The sequence below is a fragment of the Nocardioides sp. dk884 genome, from assembly GCF_009557055.1.
In the GTDB taxonomy this organism is placed as follows: Bacteria; Actinomycetota; Actinomycetes; order Propionibacteriales; family Nocardioidaceae; genus Nocardioides.
Genome location: NZ_CP045649.1, coordinates 980,414 through 996,790, shown reverse-complemented (window position 1 = coordinate 996,790; position 16,377 = coordinate 980,414). Strand labels below are relative to the sequence as shown.

At 72.7% G+C, this 16,377-nt stretch carries 20 protein-coding genes; 6 read left to right on the top strand and 14 right to left on the bottom strand.

Translation table 11 applies throughout. The features are described from left to right. Positions 1-38: 38 nt before the first annotated feature. The 5 genes from GFH29_RS04875 to GFH29_RS04855 form a co-directional block, all read right to left on the bottom strand. Positions 39-986, bottom strand: coding sequence for a PLP-dependent cysteine synthase family protein (locus tag GFH29_RS04875; RefSeq protein ID WP_153322296.1), 948 nt, complete (start codon positions 984-986; stop codon positions 39-41). A gap of 55 nt (positions 987-1,041) precedes the next feature. Then, the gene (locus GFH29_RS04870; RefSeq protein WP_153322295.1) at positions 1,042-1,605 is read right to left on the bottom strand and encodes an NYN domain-containing protein; all 564 of its coding nucleotides are present in this window, start codon (positions 1,603-1,605) and stop codon (positions 1,042-1,044) included. 18 nt (positions 1,606-1,623) lie between these two features. After that, positions 1,624-1,899 (bottom strand): MoaD/ThiS family protein, encoded by a 276-nt coding sequence (locus GFH29_RS04865; RefSeq protein WP_153322294.1) that lies wholly within the window; start codon positions 1,897-1,899, stop codon positions 1,624-1,626. Positions 1,900-2,003: 104 nt separating this feature from the next. Continuing rightward, positions 2,004-2,432, bottom strand: a complete 429-nt coding sequence (locus GFH29_RS04860) for a Mov34/MPN/PAD-1 family protein (RefSeq protein ID WP_153322293.1) — start codon at positions 2,430-2,432, stop codon at positions 2,004-2,006. A 59-nt stretch (positions 2,433-2,491) separates the two neighbouring features. Continuing rightward, positions 2,492-2,959, bottom strand: a complete 468-nt coding sequence (locus GFH29_RS04855) for an NUDIX hydrolase (protein WP_228387770.1) — start codon at positions 2,957-2,959, stop codon at positions 2,492-2,494. A 106-nt stretch (positions 2,960-3,065) separates the two neighbouring features. On the opposite strand from GFH29_RS04855, the gene gdhA reads away from it, so the two are divergent. Continuing rightward, on the top strand, positions 3,066-4,412 hold the full coding sequence (gdhA, locus tag GFH29_RS04850) for an NADP-specific glutamate dehydrogenase (RefSeq protein WP_153322292.1): 1,347 nt from the start codon (positions 3,066-3,068) through the stop codon (positions 4,410-4,412). Positions 4,413-4,496: 84 nt separating this feature from the next. Here gdhA and GFH29_RS04845 read toward each other — a convergent pair whose 3' ends face one another. Beyond that, positions 4,497-5,087 (bottom strand): DUF2017 domain-containing protein, encoded by a 591-nt coding sequence (locus GFH29_RS04845; RefSeq protein WP_153322291.1) that lies wholly within the window; start codon positions 5,085-5,087, stop codon positions 4,497-4,499. Positions 5,088-5,093: 6 nt separating this feature from the next. Continuing rightward, positions 5,094-5,399 carry an ATP-dependent Clp protease adapter ClpS gene (clpS, locus tag GFH29_RS04840; RefSeq protein WP_153322290.1) on the bottom strand — a complete coding sequence of 102 codons (306 nt, stop codon included), beginning with the start codon at positions 5,397-5,399 and terminating at the stop codon, positions 5,094-5,096. 89 nt (positions 5,400-5,488) lie between these two features. On the opposite strand from clpS, the gene GFH29_RS04835 reads away from it, so the two are divergent. From GFH29_RS04835 to GFH29_RS04825, 3 genes are read left to right on the top strand one after another with little or no spacing between them, the layout of a single operon-like run. After that, complete coding sequence (locus tag GFH29_RS04835; protein WP_416224779.1) at positions 5,489-6,727, top strand: nicotinate phosphoribosyltransferase; 1,239 nt, start codon at positions 5,489-5,491, stop codon at positions 6,725-6,727. Between the two features lie 35 nt (positions 6,728-6,762). After that, a complete protein-coding gene (locus GFH29_RS04830) occupies positions 6,763-7,338 on the top strand; it encodes a nicotinamidase (RefSeq protein ID WP_153322288.1) in 576 nt (191 codons plus the stop codon). After that, entirely contained in the window at positions 7,331-8,101 is a 771-nt protein-coding gene (locus tag GFH29_RS04825; RefSeq protein WP_153322287.1) for an enoyl-CoA hydratase-related protein, read from the top strand. The genes GFH29_RS04830 and GFH29_RS04825 overlap by 8 nt, the downstream gene beginning before the upstream one ends. Positions 8,102-8,252: 151 nt before the next feature. On the opposite strand, the gene GFH29_RS04820 is transcribed toward GFH29_RS04825, so the two are convergent. The 3 genes from GFH29_RS04820 to GFH29_RS04810 are packed head-to-tail and all read right to left on the bottom strand — an operon-like array spanning position 8,253 to position 10,995. Further along, a complete protein-coding gene (locus GFH29_RS04820) occupies positions 8,253-8,777 on the bottom strand; it encodes a DUF1697 domain-containing protein (protein ID WP_153322286.1) in 525 nt (174 codons plus the stop codon). Positions 8,778-8,827: 50 nt separating this feature from the next. After that, positions 8,828-9,682: an SDR family oxidoreductase gene (locus tag GFH29_RS04815; RefSeq protein WP_153322285.1), complete on the bottom strand. Its 855-nt coding sequence runs from the start codon at positions 9,680-9,682 to the stop codon at positions 8,828-8,830. After that, positions 9,679-10,995: a cytochrome P450 gene (locus GFH29_RS04810; RefSeq protein ID WP_153322284.1), complete on the bottom strand. Its 1,317-nt coding sequence runs from the start codon at positions 10,993-10,995 to the stop codon at positions 9,679-9,681. The genes GFH29_RS04815 and GFH29_RS04810 overlap by 4 nt, the downstream gene beginning before the upstream one ends. A gap of 99 nt (positions 10,996-11,094) precedes the next feature. Between GFH29_RS04810 and GFH29_RS04805 the strand changes: the two genes are divergently transcribed. Continuing rightward, positions 11,095-11,733, top strand: a complete 639-nt coding sequence (locus tag GFH29_RS04805; protein ID WP_153322283.1) for a TetR/AcrR family transcriptional regulator — start codon at positions 11,095-11,097, stop codon at positions 11,731-11,733. A 38-nt stretch (positions 11,734-11,771) separates the two neighbouring features. Here the strand turns inward: GFH29_RS04805 and hppD are convergent, their stop codons facing one another. Further along, positions 11,772-12,965, bottom strand: a complete 1,194-nt coding sequence (gene hppD / locus GFH29_RS04800) for a 4-hydroxyphenylpyruvate dioxygenase (protein WP_153322282.1) — start codon at positions 12,963-12,965, stop codon at positions 11,772-11,774. 94 nt (positions 12,966-13,059) lie between these two features. Here hppD and GFH29_RS04795 point away from each other — a divergent pair, with 94 nt between their 5' ends. Continuing rightward, a complete protein-coding gene (locus GFH29_RS04795) occupies positions 13,060-13,536 on the top strand; it encodes an Lrp/AsnC family transcriptional regulator (protein WP_153322281.1) in 477 nt (158 codons plus the stop codon). 6 nt (positions 13,537-13,542) lie between these two features. Here GFH29_RS04795 and GFH29_RS04790 read toward each other — a convergent pair whose 3' ends face one another. The 3 genes from GFH29_RS04790 to GFH29_RS04780 all read right to left on the bottom strand — a co-directional run bounded on the left by GFH29_RS04790 (position 13,543) and on the right by GFH29_RS04780 (position 16,296). Next, the gene (locus tag GFH29_RS04790) at positions 13,543-15,240 is read right to left on the bottom strand and encodes a DEAD/DEAH box helicase (protein ID WP_416224780.1); all 1,698 of its coding nucleotides are present in this window, start codon (positions 15,238-15,240) and stop codon (positions 13,543-13,545) included. 110 nt (positions 15,241-15,350) lie between these two features. Next, on the bottom strand, positions 15,351-15,620 hold the full coding sequence (locus GFH29_RS04785; protein ID WP_153322279.1) for a DUF3039 domain-containing protein: 270 nt from the start codon (positions 15,618-15,620) through the stop codon (positions 15,351-15,353). Positions 15,621-15,711: 91 nt separating this feature from the next. After that, positions 15,712-16,296, bottom strand: a complete 585-nt coding sequence (locus GFH29_RS04780; RefSeq protein ID WP_228387769.1) for a YqgE/AlgH family protein — start codon at positions 16,294-16,296, stop codon at positions 15,712-15,714. Positions 16,297-16,377: the final 81 nt, after the last annotated feature.

Sequence of the window (16,377 nt, the reverse complement as noted above, 5' to 3'; positions counted from 1 at the left end):
GTGGTCCCCACCACGGCGGCGTGGCCGGAGCTCCCGGCCTAGGCCCAGAGCTGGCCCTCGAGGCGCTCCTCGGCGTCGTCCACGGTGCCCTCGTAGGCGCCGGTGGAGAGGTACTTCCAGCCGCCGTCGCACACGACGAACGCGATGTCGGCGCTCTCGCCGGCCTTGACCGCCTTGGCGGCCTGGCCCAGCGCCGCGTGCAGGATCGCGCCGGTCGAGACGCCGGCGAAGATGCCCTCGAGCTCGAGCAGCTCGCGCACCCGGCGGACCGCGTCGCGGGGGCCGACCGAGAACCGCGAGTCGATCAGGTCCGCGTCGTACAGCTCGGGCACGAAGCCCTCGTCGAGGTTGCGCAGGCCGTAGACGAGCTCGCCGTAGCGCGGCTCCGCCGCGACGATGCGTACGTCGGGCTTGGCCGCGCGGAAGAAGCGCGAGACGCCCATCAGCGTGCCGGTGGTGCCGAGCCCGGCGACGAAGTGGGTGATCGAGGGCAGGTCGGCGAGCAGCTCGGGACCGGTGCCCTCCTCGTGTGCGAGGGCGTTGGCGGGGTTGCCGTACTGGTAGAGCATCACCCAGTCGGGGTGCTCCTCGGCGATCCGCTTCGCGACCCGCACCGCCTCGTTGGAGCCGCCCGCGGCCGGGCTGGAGACGATCTCGGCGCCCCACATCCGCAGCAGCTGACGCCGCTCCTCGGAGGTGTTCTCCGGCATCACGCACACGATCCGGTAGCCCTTGAGCTTGGCCGCCATCGCCAGCGAGATGCCGGTGTTGCCGGAGGTGGGCTCCAAGATCGTGCAGCCCGGTCGGAGGGTGCCGTCCTTCTCCGCCTGCTCGATCATCTTCAGGGCCGGGCGGTCCTTGATCGAGCCGGTGGGGTTGCGGTCCTCCAGCTTGGCCCACAGCCGGACCTCGGAGGTCGGCGACAACCGAGGCAGCCCGACCAGCGGAGTGTTGCCGACCGAGGCGAGCAGGTTGTCGTAGCGCATGGGTATCAGGATGCCATTCGGGTCGTGGTGGAACGGAGCGCCGGCCGGGACCGGCTCAGCTGAGGAAGCGCTCGGGGTCGAAGTCCTCGAGCGCGATGATCCGCACCCGCGGGAGCGGCACGTTGAACGCGGCCACGTCGTCCTCGAGGTCGTGGACCTCCAGGCCGAGGTTGTCGAACGCGGTGCTGGCGTACTCGCGCAGCGCCACCACGCCGACCCGGCGCCCGTTGCCGAGCAGCCGGCCCAGCGCCTCGGCGAAGTCGGCGTCGTGGCTGCACAGCAGCACGTCGTCGTCGCGGCCGACGAGCGCGTCGAGCGTGCGCAGGATGCCGACGTCGACGACCTTCTCGTCGCTGCGACCGGCCAGCGGGATCGGCCGGTAGTCCATCGCCAGCAGCGCCTGCACGAAGCTGGTCGGCAGCTGGCCGCTGGAGGCGTTGAGGAAGAACAGGCCGGTGACCGGCTGGTCCCACAGGTCACGGGCGTACGCCGTGACCCGCTCCCAGCGGGGCCGCTCGTCGGGCTGCGGGCGTCGGCCCAGCAGCGAGTTGCCGAGGGTCGCGTCGATGTTCTCGCCGTCGACCAGGACGAACGTGCGCCGCGCCGGGGTGGTGATCATCGCGGGACCGTCGCGGTCTCAGCAGCCCCCGGCCACGGCGGGAAGCACCACGACCTGGTCGCCGTCGGAGAGCTCGGCCTCGAGGCCGCCGATGAAGCGGACGTCCTCGTCGTTGATGTAGACGTTGACGAAGCGGCGCAGGTCGCCGTTGTCGATGAGGCGGTCCTTGATGCCGGGGTGGTTGCCCTCGAGGTCGTCGATGAGCGCGCTCAGCGTGGCGCCGTCACCCGAGACGGCCTTCTCGCCGCCGGTGTAGGTGCGCAGGATGGTGGGGATCCGGACCTCGATGGCCATGGCTTCGAACAGCTCCTCAGGGATTTTCAGCGTCGTCGTGCGGGACAGGTCTTGGGCAGGTCGGTGCGGTCGTGCGGTGGTGCCGGGTGCGGCGGTCGGGATCCTCAGCCCAGGGCCGGGACGACGACGACCTCTTCCTCGGTCACCTCGCCGTCGAGGATCCGATACGACCTGAACTCCACGGGGCCCTCGTTATTCCCGTGCTCGCGTGTGCTGACCAGCACGTAGTGCGCATTCGGCTCGCTCGCCAGCCCGATGTCGGTGCGGCTCGGGTAGGCCTCGGTCGCGGTGTGGGAGTGGTAGATGACCACCGGCTCCTCGTCGCGCTCGTCCATCTCCTTGTAGAGCTGGAGCAGGTCCATCGAGTCGAACTCATAGAACGTCGGGCTCCCGGCGGCGTTGATCATCTCCACGAACCGCTCGGGCCGGTCGGTGCCGATCGGCCCGGCCACGATGCCGCAGGCCTCGTCGGGGTGGTCGCGCTTGGCGTGCGCGACGATCGCGTCGAAGGTGGCCTGGTCGATGGTCAGCACCGTTCCAGGGTAGGGGTTGCGCAGGCCGCGCCCGGCACCAGCCCGGGACCCGGACGAGGTCAGAGGGCGAAGCGCGGGGCGGTCTCCCCCGAGGTCGCCGCCTCGATGCGGGCCCACAGGTGCTCCGCCATCGGCGGCAGGTCCACCAGCGGCCACCAGCGCACGTCGGTGTTCTCGTCGTCGGCGGCGTACGGCTCCCCCGACAGCCACGAGCAGGCGAACGTCAGGTCGAGGTAGACCGCGCGGTCGCCGTTGACGTGGGTGGTCCGGGGGCTCACCGACACCGCTGCCAGGCGCTCGACGGCGATCTCGACACCCGTCTCCTCCAGCGCCTCGCGGCGCGCACCGACCGCGGGCTCCTCCCCCGGGTCCAAGATGCCGGTCACCGGGGCCCACCGGCCGTTGTCGGCCCGTTCGGTGAGCAGCACCCGGCCCTCACGGACCACGACCGCCGTCACCGCCGGCATCCACAGCTCGCGGGTGCCGACCATGCGGCGCAGCTCGACGACGAAGGGCGGGATCGGCACGGCGCCAGTGTGGCAGCACACCCGCCGCGCGGCGTAGGTCACGCGCCCGTCTCGGCCCCGACATCCGGGCGCAGGGCCCGGACCGGCAGCGCCTAAGGTTTCTCCTATGGAAAAGCTCGACGACGCCCTGCAGGAGCACTACGCGACGGTTCTGTCGCGCAACCCCGGCGAGCGCGAGTTCCACCAGGCCGTCCTCGAGGTCCTCGAGTCCCTCGGCCCGGTGGTGCACAAGCACCCGGAGTACCTGCACCAGGCCGTCATCGAGCGCCTGTGCGAGCCCGAGCGGCAGCTGATCTTCCGGGTGCCGTGGACCGACGACCAGGGCCGGGTGCAGATCAACCGCGCCTTCCGCGTCGAGTTCAACTCCGCCCTCGGCCCCTACAAGGGCGGGCTGCGCTTCCACCCCTCGGTCTACCTCGGCATCGTGAAGTTCCTCGGCTTCGAGCAGATCTTCAAGAACGCCCTGACCGGCCTGCCGATCGGCGGCGGCAAGGGCGGCTCGGACTTCGACCCCAAGGGTCGCTCCGAGGCCGAGATCATGCGCTTCTGCCAGTCGATGATGACCGAGCTCTACCGCCACCTCGGCGAGTACACCGACGTCCCCGCCGGCGACATCGGCGTCGGCCAGCGCGAGATCGGCTACCTGTTCGGCCAGTACAAGCGCATCACGAACCGCTACGAGTCCGGCGTGCTGACCGGCAAGGGCCTGTCCTACGGCGGCTCCCAGGTGCGCACCGAGGCCACCGGCTACGGCACCGTCTTCTTCACCGAGGAGATGCTGGCCACCCGCGGCGAGTCGCTGTCGGGTCGCCGGGTGATCGTGTCCGGCTCAGGCAACGTCGCGATCTACGCCGCCGAGAAGGCCATCCAGCTCGGCGCCCACGTCGTCGCCTGCTCCGACTCCTCCGGCTACGTCGTCGACGAGGACGGCCTCGACCTCGCGCTGCTGCGCCAGGTCAAGGAGGTCGACCGCCAGCGCGTCTCGGTGTACGCCGACCAGCGCCCGAACGCCACGTTCGTCGAGGGCGGCCAGGTCTGGGACGTCCGCTGCGAGGTGGCGCTGCCCTGCGCGACCCAGAACGAGCTCGACGGCACCGCCGCGAAGGTCCTCATCGACAACGGCGTCCGCGCCGTCGCCGAGGGCGCGAACATGCCCTGCACCCCCGACGCCACCCGCCTGTTCCAGGAGTCCGGCGTGCTGTTCGCCCCGGGCAAGGCCGCGAACGCCGGCGGCGTCGCGACCAGCTCGCTGGAGATGCAGCAGAACGCCTCGCGCGACTCCTGGTCCTTCGAGCACACCGAGCAGCGCCTGCAGGAGATCATGGTCGGCGTGCACCACCGGTGCGCGGCCGCGGCGGACGAGTACGGCCAGCCCGGCAACTACGTCGCCGGCGCCAACGTCTCCAGCTTCCTGCGCGTCGCCGACGCGATGCTCTCCCTCGGCGTCGTCTGAGCCGTACGCCCCCAGGGTCGAAAAGAGGCCGCCCTCACCGTCGAGTCGGTGAGGGCGGCCTCTCTCGTGCGTGCGAACGGAGCCTCAGGACATGAGGGACTGGACCAGCGTCTCCTGCAGGTAGCCGATCCACTCGTAGATGTCGTGGGCGGCCGCGCGGGGGTCCTCGTCGGGCAGCGAGAGCCAGAACTCCTCGTCGCCGTCCTCGATGCCGAGGCGGGTGGCCAGGGCGAGGCGGAGGTCGGTGAAGGACCGCATCCAGATGTGGGCGGTCTCCTTGTCCAGCTCGACGTCGATGACCAGCAGGCTGTCGTCCTCGAGCTCGACGGGCAGCCCGGCGTCCTCGAGGGTCTCGATGATGGTGCTCGCCGCCTGCGCCTTGCCGTCGCGCAGGGCGCCCTCGGTGAAGCGCCGGAACTCGCCGGCCGCCTCCTCGTCGTGGGCGTACGCCGCGGGGAACAGCCGCGCCAGGACCGGGTCCTCGGGCGCCGTGGTGGGCCCGGAGAAGTCCATCATCGCCTCGAACGGGTCCTGCTCCTCGCGGGGAACGGCCGCCTCGTTGCGCAGCAGCTCGACCAGCTGGGAGGCCAGCGAGCGCAGCAGGTCCGCCTCGAAGGCGGTGAAGTTGGCGAAGACGCGCCCGCTGCGGCGGTGCCGCTCGAAACCGCTGCTCATCGCCGCCTACTCCGCCTTCTGCAGGGTCGCCCAGAGGCCGTACTCGTGCATGGCCTGCACGTCGCGCTCCATCTCCTCGCGGGTGCCGGTGCTCACCACCGACTTGCCGTCCTCGTGGACCTCCATCATCAGCTTCTCCGCCTTCTTGCGCGGGTAGCCGAAGTAGGTCTCGAAGACGTAGGTGACGTAGGTCATCAGGTTGACCGGGTCGTTCCACACGATGGTCACCCACGGCTTCGACAAGTGGGTGAGGTCATCGGGGACGACCGTCGGCTCGACCTCGACCGGGCTCGCGGCGGACACGTTGACCATGTTGGCACACTGACCCGGTGGCTCCTCCCACCGCGTCCCCGTCGACGCCACCCTCGACCGCCCTGCTGACCGACCACTACGAGCTGACGATGGTGCAGGCCGCCCTGGCCGCCGGCACCGCCGGTCGCCGTGCGGTCTTCGAGCTGTTTCCGCGACGCCTGCCCGAGGGCCGCCGGTACGGCGTGGTCGCCGGGGTCGGCCGCGCGCTGGACGCCCTGGAGGCGTTCCGCTTCGACGAGCCGGTGCTCGCCGCGCTCGACGGCGTGGTCGACGAGGCGACCCTGGAGTGGCTGGCCTCCTACCGCTTCTCCGGGGACGTGTGGGGCTACCCCGAGGGCGAGGTCTACCTGCCCTACTCCCCCCTCGTCGTGGTCGAGGCGCCCTTCGCCGAGGCGGTGCTGCTGGAGACGCTGCTGCTGTCGATCTACAACCACGACAGCGCGATCGCCTCGGCCGCCTCCCGGATGACCTGCGCCGCCGGGGACCGCCCCTGCATCGAGATGGGCGCGCGGCGCACCCACGAGGAGGCAGCGGTCGCGGCCGCGCGCGCGGCGTACGTCGCGGGCTTCACCGCCACCTCCAATCTCGCCGCCCGGCAGCGCTACGGCGTGCCGAGCACGGGCACCAGCGCGCACAGCTTCACGCTGCTGCACGACAGCGAGACCGACGCGTTCCGCGCCCAGGTCGCCTCGTTGGGCGCCGACACCACGCTGCTGGTCGACACCTACGACGTCGCCGCCGCCGTGCGCACCGCCGTCGAGGTCGCCGGCCCCGGGCTCGGCGCGGTCCGGCTGGACTCCGGCGACCTCGGGGTGCTCGCCCACGAGGTGCGTGCCCAGCTCGACGAGCTGGGTGCCACGCAGACCCGCATCATCGTCACCAGCGACCTCGACGAGTACGCGATCGCCGCGCTGGCCGCCGCCCCGGTCGACGGCTACGGCGTGGGCACCCAGCTGGTCACCGGCTCCGGGCACCCGACCTCCGGCTTCGTCTACAAGCTGGTCGCGCGCGAGGGCGTCGACGGCGAGCTGGTCTCGGTGGCCAAGCTCAGCAAGGACAAGAGCTCGATGGGCGGGCGCAAGTACGCCCTGCGCCGGCGCAGCGCCCGCGGCATCGCGGAGGCCGAGGTCATCGGCGTCGGCACCGCGCCGGTCGACGACGGCGACGACCGGGCTCTGCTGGTCCCGCTGGTCCGCGACGGCGAGGTCGTCGGCCGCGAACCGCTGGAGGCCGCCCGCGAGCGCCACGTGCTCGCCCGCGCCGAGCTGCCGCGCGCGGCGCGCAAGCTGTCCCGTGGTGAGCCGGTGATCCCGACGCTGCACGTCTGAGCGCCGGGCCCGCGCCTCGGACTAGGGTCGGGCTCATGACACGTGCGTTGGTCGTGGTGGACGTCCAGAACGACTTCTGCGAGGGCGGCTCGCTGGCGGTGAGCGGCGGCGCCAAGGTCGCCCGCGACGTCGGTGCCCTGGTCGGGCGTTGGTCCGCGGGCGGCGACGACGCGCCCGGCTACAGCCACGTCGTCGCGACCAAGGACCACCACGTCGACCCCGGTGCGCACTGGTCCGAGGAGCCCGACTTCGTCGACTCCTGGCCGGTGCACTGCGCGGTCGGTACGCCGGGCGAGGAGTTCCACCCCGACCTGCAGCCGCGCCCGTTCGACGCGGTGTTCCGCAAGGGCGAGCACGCCGCGGCGTACTCGGGGTTCGAGGGCCGCGAGCCCGCGGGCACCGGGCTGGCGAGCTGGCTGCGCGAGCGCGGCGTGGACGCGGTCGACGTCGTCGGCATCGCGACCGACCACTGCGTGCGCGCGACCGCTCTCGACGCGGCCGGCGAGGGGTTCGCGACCCGGGTGCTGCTCGACCTGTGCGCCGGCGTGGCCCCGGAGACCACCGAGGCGGCGCTGGCCCAGCTGCGCGAGGCGGGAGTCGACCTTGTCTGACCTCGAGGTCCGCCTGGCCGACGGCGTCTTGTGGCTGCGGATGAACCGGCCCGAGGTCTTCAACGCGCTCAGCGACGAGATGGCCACCGGCCTCGCCGAGGAGCTGGAGCGGGCCAGGGCGCGCGACGAGGTCCGCGCGGTGGTGCTCACCGGCACCGGGGCGGCGTTCAGCACCGGCGCCGACATCTCCGGCGAGGACGCCCACGAGCGCTTCGACGTGCGTGCGCTGGACGCCGCGAACCGGATCATCCGGGCGGTGGTCAACCTCGACAAGCCAGTGCTGGCGGCCGTCAACGGGGTCGCCGCCGGCGTCGGCTGCTCGGCGGCGCTGGCCGCCGACCTCGTGGTCGCGGCGGAGTCCGCGTCGTTCCTGCTCGCCTTCGGCCGGGTCGGGCTGATGCCCGACGGCGGGGCCAGCGCCACGCTGGCGGCCTCCATCGGGCGGGCCCGGGCGATGCGGATGGCGCTGCTCGCGGAGCCGCTGAGCGCCACGGAGGCGCTGGCCGCGGGCCTGGTCACCCACGTGGCCGGCGAGGAGGAGTTCCCCGACCTGGTCGCGACCCTGGCCCGCCGGCTCGCCGCCGGCCCGCCCCTGGCGCTCGCGGCCGCCAAGAAGGCGGTCAACGCCGCCACCCTCCCCCACCTGGAGGAGGCCCTGGAGCGCGAGCGCACCGGGCAGGGCGTGCTGCTGCGCACCCGCGACGCCGCGGAGGGCATGCGTGCCTTCTCCGAGCGCCGGCGCCCGGTGTTCCGCGGGGAGTGAGGGCGGCCGCGGCCCGGGGCGCGCCCGTCGGTGTCGGGGTCAGCGCGGGGTGCGCGGAACTCAGCAATTGCTGGGAAAAACACCGCCCACGGCCCGATCCAGGTGCTTTTCCCAGCAATTGCGCGGAAACGAGCAACCACCGCGCCTCAGCTCAGCACCACTTGTCCACGATCGCGCGCAGGACCGTGAGGTTGCGGTTGGTGGCGACCCCGAGGTGCCTCTCCACCACGGCGTTCGTCAGCCGGGCCTCGTGGTAGTTCTCCCCCAGCATCAGGTGCACCGCGCGGCCACCGACGCGGGCCACCTCCTCGGCGCTGCTGCGCGCCTCGATCGCGGCGACCTGGGCGGGGTCCGGCTCCTGTTTGAGGAACGAGACGTAGTGGCGCCCGCCGTGGCCGAAGGCCTCCGCGTGCGCGAGCGCCTCGCGCAGCTCGGCGGGGGTCATCACGATCGTCGGGACCTCGAAGCCTGCGGCCTCGCGGAACGCCTTCTCCAGGGCCGCCTCGATCCGCGCCCGGGAGCGCATCGAGGTGTCGAAGCGGACGTTGCCGGTGTTGATGTGGGTCGCGACCCCGGCGAAGCCCAGCGACTCCACCGCGGCCACGATCACGTCCTTGGGGAACTTCCGGGAGGCGCCCAGGTTGATCGCGCGCAGGAACCCGACGTACGTCGTCATGGCGCCATCATCGCCGCAGGCGCACGGTCCCGCATCGGTACGGTCCCGCCTCAGTGCTGGGCGCGGACCCGGGCCTCGTACGCCGCCCGCGCGCTCTGGTCGGCGGAGGACAGCACCGAGTCGGCGCGCATCGCACGGGCCAGCAGGTGCTGCACCCGCGGCGGCAGCACCAGCGCGCCCTTGGCGACCACCTGGGCGTAGCGCGGCACCCACAGCTCCGGGCGCGGCTTGCGGATCGTCGACTCGACCACGGCGGCGACGTCCTCGGCGGTGACCGCCTTGACCCCGCGCGCGGCCGGGACGCCGGCGCCGAGCTCGGTGCGTACGACGTTGGGCAGCACCACCGTCACGTCCACCCCGCGCGGCTCGAGCTCACCGCGCAGCGCCTCGCTGAACCCGACCGCGGCGAACTTCGAGGCGGAGTACGTCGCGCCCCCGGGCAACGCCACCCGGCCCACCGCCGAGGCGATGTTGACGACGTGCCCGTGACCGCGGGCGACCATCCCCGGTACGACGGCCTTGGTGCCGTGGATGATGCCGTGCAGGTTGACGTCGACGATCTTGCGGGTCACCGCCTCGGGCTCCTCGAGGATCGAGCCGAGCGGCATGATCCCGGCATTGTTGACCAGCACGTCCACGGGCCCGAGCTCGGCGGTGTCGAGGAGGAACTCCTCCCAGGAGGTGCGCTCGGTGACGTCGAGCTCGGCGCCGACGACCCGGCCGCCGGCGCGGGACACCGCGGGCTCCGCGGAGATCTCCGCAGCCACCGAGCGCACCAGGGCGGCGTCGAGGTCGCCGATCGCGACCCGGGCGCCGTGGCGGGCGAGCCGCTCGGCGGTGGCCCGGCCGATGCCGCGGGCGCCCCCGGTGACGAGGACGGTGAGGGTGCTGAGGTCTCGGGTCATGCGGCGCTCCTGGGAGAGGTGGTGAGCGGGACGAGGTCGACCGGCTGGCCGTCCGTGGGGAAGGGCAGCGAGGCATAGCTCAGCGGCGCCCGGTAGCCGGGGTCGACCGACCAGCGGTGACGGCGCAGCAGGTGGTGCAGGATCGTGGTCACCTCGATGCCGGCGAAGGCCATGCCGAGGCACTTGTGGACACCGCCGCCGAACGGCTCCCACGCGTGGCGGTGGGAGCGGTCCTCGCGGCGCGGCTCGGCGAACCGCTCGGGGTCGAAGCGGGTCGGGTCGCTCCACAGCTCGGGCATCTGGTGGCTGTGGTGCAGCATCAGCGCGGTGTGGCGCCCCGCCGGGATCCGGTGGCCGAGCACCTCGGTCTCGTGGACGGTGTGCCGGGCCAGCACCGGCACCGGAGGAACCAGGCGCAGGCACTCCTTGATGACCAGGTCCAGCGACGTCAGCGAATCGAGCTCGGCCAGCGTCGGGTGCTCGGGCAGGGCCAGGGACTCCTCGCGACAGCGCTCCTGCCACTCCGGGTGCTGACCGAGGTGCTGCAGCACGGTGGAGACGGTGATCGTCGAGGTGTCGTGGGCGGCCATCAGCAAGAAGATCATGTGGTTGACGATGTCGTCGTCGCTGAACGCCGTGCCGTCCTCGTCGCGCAGCCGGCACAGCACCGAGAACAGGTCCTCACCGCCGCCGGCGCGCTTGGCCGGCAGGTGGCGGTGCAGGAACTCCTCCAGCACCCGCCGCCCGCGGTGGGCGCGTCCCCAGCGGGTGCCGGGCAGGTCGGCGCGCACCAGCCCGGTCGCGGCCTGGACGCAGTCGACGAAGGCGCGGTTGACCCGGGCCAGCTCCGCCGGCGAGGCCAGCTCGGCGCCACCCATGAAGATCTCGGTCGCCAGGTCCAGCGTCAGCTCCTTGAGCGCCGGGTAGGCGCGGAACCCCGGCTGCGCGGGCCAGCGGGCCACCCCGCGGGCGACGGCGGGGCTCAGCGCCGCGGCGTACCCCTCGAGGCGCTGGCGGGTGAAGGCCTGCTGCAGGACGCGGCGGTGCTGGTGGTGCTCGCCGAAGTCGAGCAGCATCAGGCCGCGGTCGAAGAACGGCCCGACCAGGTAGCCCCACCCGGGGCCGCTGGCGAAGGCCTTGTCGGCGTTGCGCAGCGCCTCGGCGCAGGCGTCGGGGCCGAGCAGGACCGTCCAGCGGCGGCCCAGGAGGGTGATCTCGGAGACGGGACCGTGCTGGTCCCAGCGGCGTTGCATGTAGCCGGGGGCGTCACGCACGTAGGCGAGCGTGTCGCCGACCAGCGGGAGGGAGGGCATCGGGACTCCGTTCGGTGGGGAGTCGTCAGGAGCCGGGAGGCATCTGACAGGGAGCGCTGTCAGTTTTGACGCGACAGCACGAGATGTCAAGGTCTTCCTGTGACCCAGGCAACGGACGGCGGCGGCGGGACCAGGAGCTACGGCGGGCGCAGCGCGGCGGAGCGGGCGGCCGAGCGCCGGGCGCGGCTGGTCGCGGCGGCGACCACGCTGCTCGGCGAGCACGGTGAGCACAAGGCCACCATGACCGCGATCTGCCAGACCGCCGGGCTGACCGAGCGCTACTTCTACGAGAGCTTCAAGCACCGCGACGAGGCCCTCGTGGCCGCCTTCGACGAGGTCTGCCGCGAGCTCGCGGCGAGCGCCGTGGCTGCGGTCCAGGCCACCGAGGGCGAGCCGCTGGACCGCACCCGGGCCGCGCTGCGGGCCGCGGTCGACCTGCTGGTCGCCGAGCCGGCCAAGGCGCGCGTGATCGTGCTGGAGTCCACCGCGAGCGCCCCGCTGCGCGCCCGGCGCCGCGAGCTGGTGGCGTGGTTCGCCGGCGTGGTCGCCGACGAGGCGCGCTCGATCCTGGGCGAGCGCGCCCAGCCCGAGGACCGGCTGCGGCTGCACGCGACGTTCTTCGTCGCCGGCCTCGCCGAGCTGGTGGTCTCCTGGCTCCACGACGAGCCCGGTGTCACCCCGGACCGGCTGGTCGAGGTCGGCAGCGACCTGTTCGTGGCGCTCGCCCGCCGCGACTGAGGACGTCGTACGACGGGGCGCTGATCACCCGCGCGGCCTCAGAGGTTGCCGCGCAGCTCCTGCTCGCGCTCGATCGCCTCGAAGAGCGCCTTGAAGTTGCCCTTGCCGAAGCCCAGCGAGCCGTGCCGCTCGATGAGCTCGAAGAAGACCGTGGGCCGGTCGCCGATCGGCCGGGTGAAGATCTGCAGCAGGTAGCCGTCCTCGTCGCGGTCCACGAGGATGCCGCGCCGCTTGAGCTCCTCGACCGGCACCCGGACCTGCCCGATCCGGGCGCGCAGCTCGGGGTCGTCGTAGTAGGAGTCCGGGGTGCTGAGGAACTCCACGCCCTGCTCGCGCATCACGTCGACGGCGCGCAGGATGTCGCCGGTCGCGAGCGCGAGGTGCTGGCAGCCGGCGCCGTCGTAGAACTCGAGGTACTCATCGATCTGCGAGCGCTTCTGGGCGATCGCGGGCTCGTTGAGCGGGAACTTCACCCGGTGGTTGCCGCTCGCGACCACCTTGCTCATCAGGGCGGAGTAGTCGGTGGCGATGTCGTCGCCGATGAACTCGGCCATGTTGGCGAAGCCCATCACCCGGCGGTAGAAGTCGACCCACTCGTCCATCCGGCCCAGCTCGACGTTGCCGACACAGTGGTCGACGGCCTGGAAGAGCCGCTCCGGGCGGTCCGCCGGGCGCACCACCGTCGACGTGCGCGCGACGTAGCCGGGCAGGTAGGGCCCGGCGTAGCGCGAGCGGTCCACCAGGGTGTGGCGGGTCTCGCCGTACGTCGCGATCGCGGCCAGGCGCACCGTGCCGTGCTCGTCGGTGACGTCGTGCGGCTCCTCGAGGATCGTGGCGCCGGATGCGCGGGCGTGGTCGATGCAGACGTCGACGTCCGGCACCGCGAGCGCGAGGTCGACGACCCCGTCGCCGTGGCGGCGGTGGTGCTCGACCAGCGGGCTGTCGGGCGAGACCGCGCCGGACAGCACGAACCGGGCGCTGCCCGAGCGCAGCACGTAGGACTTGTGGTCGCGGCAGCCGGTCTCCGGGCCGCGGTAGGCCTCCAGGTCCATGCCGAGCGCGAGCTGGTACCAGGCCGCCGCCTGGGTCGCGTTGCCCACGACGAACCCGACCGCGTCCATGCCGGTGACGGGGAACGGGTCGGACTCCGCGTCGTACTCCACCAGCCCCACCAGCTGGCGCAGCTGCTCGAGGGTCAGGTCGGCCTTGATCTCGTCGGGCGTGAGGGTCATGGTCGCAGCGTGTGACCTAGGCTACAGGTTGTGCAACCGTGGCGCGAAGCACTGAACAGACTGCCCAGCCGGGGCGGTCGGGACGGAGGAGCCCGTGGACGATCTGGACAGGCGCCTGATCGAGCTGTTCGCCGCCGAGCCGCGCGTCGGGGTGCTGGAGGCCTCCCGCCGCCTCGGGGTCGCCCGCGGCACGGTGCAGGCGCGCCTGGACCGGCTGGAGGCCTCCGGGGTCGTCACCGGGTGGGGACCCGAGGTCTCCCCCGCGGCGCTGGGCCACCCGGTGTCGGCGTTCCTGACCCTGGAGATCCGCCAGTCACCCGACGCCGGCGGCCACGACGCCGTCGGCGCCCACCTGGCCGCGATCGCGGAGGTGCTGGAGGCGCACACGATCACCGGCGCCGGCGACCTGTGGGTGCGGGTGGTGGCCCGCTCCAACGCCGACCTGCAGCGGGTCATCGATGCGGTGCTGGCGCACCCCGCGATCGTCCGCTCCGCGACCGTGATCGCGCTGGCGACCCAGGTCCCCTACCGGGTGCTGCCGCTCGTGCGCGCGGCGGTGGACCCGGCCTGAGCCGGATCAGGACGACTTGCGCGCCGCCCAGTCGCGCACCCGGTCGATGCGGGCGCGCAGCTGCTCGGCGTTGGCGACGGCGGCGGCGGGGCCGCCGCACTCCTTGCGGAGCTTGGCGTGGGTCATGCCGTGCGGGGTGCCGGTGCGGTGGTACCAGGCGGCGACCAGCCCGTTGAGCTCGCGGCGCAGCACCGCCAGCTGCTCGTGGGTGGCGACCTCCGTCAGGTCCTCGGAGGCCTTCTTGGCCTCGTCCACGCGGGAGGCCAGCGCGGACTTCTGCTTGCGGGCCCGGTCGCTCTGGCGCTGGCGAAGCAGGTCGCGCATCTGGTCGGCCTCGAGCAGGCCGGGGATGCCGAGGAAGTCCATCTCCTCATCCGAGCCGACCTGCACCTCGCCGGCGTGGCCGAACTCGCCACCGTCGAAGAGCACCCGGTCGAAGCGGGCCTCCGAGCCCAGTGCCTCGAAGGAGGCGAGCAGGTCCGAGGAGGCCGACTCGGAGGCGTTGGCCGCCTCGAGGAGCCGCTCCTCGGGGGAGAAGATGTCGTCCTCGGTGCGCACCTTCTTCTGCAGCACGTGGTCGCGGGTCACCTCCATCTCGGAGGCGAAGGTGAGCAGGTTGGGCACGCTGGGCAGGAACACCGAGGCGGTCTCGCCGCGCGAGCGCGAGCGCACGAAGCGACCGACGGCCTGGGCGAAGAACAGCGGCGTGGAGGTGGTCGTGGCGTAGACGCCGACGGAGAGGCGCGGGACGTCGACGCCCTCGGAGACCATCCGCACCGCGACCATCCAGCGGCTGTCGGACTTGGAGAACTCGCCGATCTTCTTCGACGCGGCCTTCTCATCCGAGAGCACGACGGTCGCGGACTCGCCGGTGATCTGGCGCAGGGTCTTGGCGTAGGAGCGGGCGGCGTCCTGGTCGGTGGCGATCACCAGGCCGCCGGCGTCGGGGACGTGGCGGCGCACCTCCGAGAGGCGCTTGTCGGCGGCCGCGAGCACCGAGGGGATCCAGGAGCCCTGCGGGTCCAGCGCGGTGCGCAGCGCCTGGTTGGTGAGGTCCTTGGTCAGCGGCTCGCCGAGCCGGGCGGCGATCTCGTCGCCGGCGCTGGTGCGCCACGACATCTCGCCCGAGTAGGCCATGAACAGCACCGGACGCACCACGTGGTCGGCCAGCGCGTCGCCGTAGCCGTAGGTGTAGTCCGCCACCGAGCGCGCGACGCCGTCGGGGCCCGGGGCGTAGGTGACGAACGGGATCGGGTTGATGTCGGATCGGAACGGCGTACCGGTCAGCGCCAGGCGGCGGGTGGCCGGCTCGAAGGCCTCGCGGACGCCCTCGCCCCAGCTCAACGCGTCACCGGCGTGGTGGACCTCGTCGAGGATCACCAGGGTCTTGAACCGCTCGGCGCGGATCCGCATGGCCAGCGGGTTGACCGCGACGCCGGCGTAGGTCACTGCGACGCCGACGTAGTCGCCGGAGGTCTTGCCCTTGCCCGCGGAGTACGTCGGGTCGATCGGGATGCCGGCCCGGGAGGCGGCCTCGGCCCACTGGGTCTTCAGGTGCTCGGTCGGCGCGACCACGATGATGCGGTCCACGATCCGGCGCCCGAGCAGCTCGGAGGCCACCGAGAGCGCGAACGTGGTCTTGCCGGCACCGGGCGTCGCCACGGCGAGGAAGTCACGCGGGTGCTCGGTGAAGTACTTCTGCATGGCAGCCGCCTGCCAGGCGCGCAGGGACGGCGCGGTACCCCACGCGGCTCGCTCCGGCCAGGCCGGGGTGAGGGCGTTGGGCTGAAGGTCGGCGGCGTCGGACGCCCCGGTCACTCCTTGCCCTCGTCGTCGTTGAGCTCCTCCCAGACCTCCTTGCAGTCCGGGCACACCGGGAACTTCTCCGGTGCCCGACTGGGGACCCACACCTTGCCGCACAGGGCGACGACGGGCGTGCCCATCACCATCGCCTCGGTGAGCTTGTCCTTGTCGACGTAGTGCGAGAAGCGCTCGTGGTCACCCCCGTCGGTGGGGAGCGTGGAACGGTCCTCGCGTACCCGCTCGTCGACGGCTGTGCCGGTCCCGAATCCGATGGTGCTCACCTGGCAAGGGTACGACAGGGATCCCGGCTGGTCTCATCCGCCGATGCGCCGCGCCCGGTCTCTCCAGGCCGGCGCGGCCACCTGGCGCCGCTCAGTTGAGCCCGGCGTCCACCGGGCGTGTCGAGACCCACGCGAGCTCCCCCGGCTGGCGCCGCAGGACGTCGCGCCACAGCTGGGTCGGGTCGGTGCGGAAGATGTCGTCGGCGCGGGCCGGGACGACGTACCAGCTGCCCTCGGCGATCTCCGCCGCCAGCTGCGCCGCGCCCCAGCCGGCGTACCCGGCGAAGATCCGCAGCTCGCGCAGCTGGTCGCGCACGAGCTCGACCGGCGCGTCGAGGTCGACCATCCCGAGCGCCCCGAGCACGGGCTGGAACCCGACCGGTGCGTCGTCGCCGGTGCCGCCGCTGAGCGCCAGCGCGAGGGCGCCGTCGGGCCCGACCGGGCCGCCCTCGAAGAGCAGCTCGGGCTCCGCGACGGCCGCCGACCACTCCGGCAGGACGTCGGCGACGGGCACCGGGGAGGGGCGGTTCAAGACGACGCCGAGCGCGCCGTCGGTGTCCACGTCGAGCAGCAGCACGACGGTCTCGGCGAAGTTCGGGTCGAGCAGCTCGGGGCTCGCGACCAGCAGCATGCCGGCCCCCGGCTCCGTGCCCGGCATCCTTCGTTCCGCTGCCATGCCTCCATCTTGCACCCCCCTGCGAGGCCGGGCCCCCGCGACCGGAGCCGCCCGCCGTACCCGCGGTAGGTCATATGCTGG

Bases quoted from the DNA above. Each gene is read 5' to 3' on its own strand.
- GFH29_RS04875 (WP_153322296.1), bottom strand. From the start codon at position 986: ATGCGCTACGACAACCTGCTCGCCTCGGTCGGCAACACTCCGCTGGTC.
- GFH29_RS04870 (WP_153322295.1), bottom strand. From the start codon at position 1,605: ATGATCACCACCCCGGCGCGGCGCACGTTCGTCCTGGTCGACGGCGAG.
- GFH29_RS04865 (WP_153322294.1), bottom strand. From the start codon at position 1,899: ATGGCCATCGAGGTCCGGATCCCCACCATCCTGCGCACCTACACCGGC.
- gdhA (WP_153322292.1), top strand. From the start codon at position 3,066: ATGGAAAAGCTCGACGACGCCCTGCAGGAGCACTACGCGACGGTTCTG.
- GFH29_RS04845 (WP_153322291.1), bottom strand. From the start codon at position 5,087: ATGAGCAGCGGTTTCGAGCGGCACCGCCGCAGCGGGCGCGTCTTCGCC.
- clpS (WP_153322290.1), bottom strand. From the start codon at position 5,399: ATGGTCAACGTGTCCGCCGCGAGCCCGGTCGAGGTCGAGCCGACGGTC.
- GFH29_RS04835 (WP_416224779.1), top strand. From the start codon at position 5,489: ATGGTGCAGGCCGCCCTGGCCGCCGGCACCGCCGGTCGCCGTGCGGTC.
- GFH29_RS04830 (WP_153322288.1), top strand. From the start codon at position 6,763: ATGACACGTGCGTTGGTCGTGGTGGACGTCCAGAACGACTTCTGCGAG.
- GFH29_RS04820 (WP_153322286.1), bottom strand. From the start codon at position 8,777: ATGACGACGTACGTCGGGTTCCTGCGCGCGATCAACCTGGGCGCCTCC.
- GFH29_RS04815 (WP_153322285.1), bottom strand. From the start codon at position 9,682: ATGACCCGAGACCTCAGCACCCTCACCGTCCTCGTCACCGGGGGCGCC.
- GFH29_RS04810 (WP_153322284.1), bottom strand. From the start codon at position 10,995: ATGCCCTCCCTCCCGCTGGTCGGCGACACGCTCGCCTACGTGCGTGAC.
- hppD (WP_153322282.1), bottom strand. From the start codon at position 12,965: ATGACCCTCACGCCCGACGAGATCAAGGCCGACCTGACCCTCGAGCAG.
- GFH29_RS04790 (WP_416224780.1), bottom strand. From the start codon at position 15,240: ATGCAGAAGTACTTCACCGAGCACCCGCGTGACTTCCTCGCCGTGGCG.
- GFH29_RS04780 (WP_228387769.1), bottom strand. From the start codon at position 16,296: ATGGCAGCGGAACGAAGGATGCCGGGCACGGAGCCGGGGGCCGGCATG.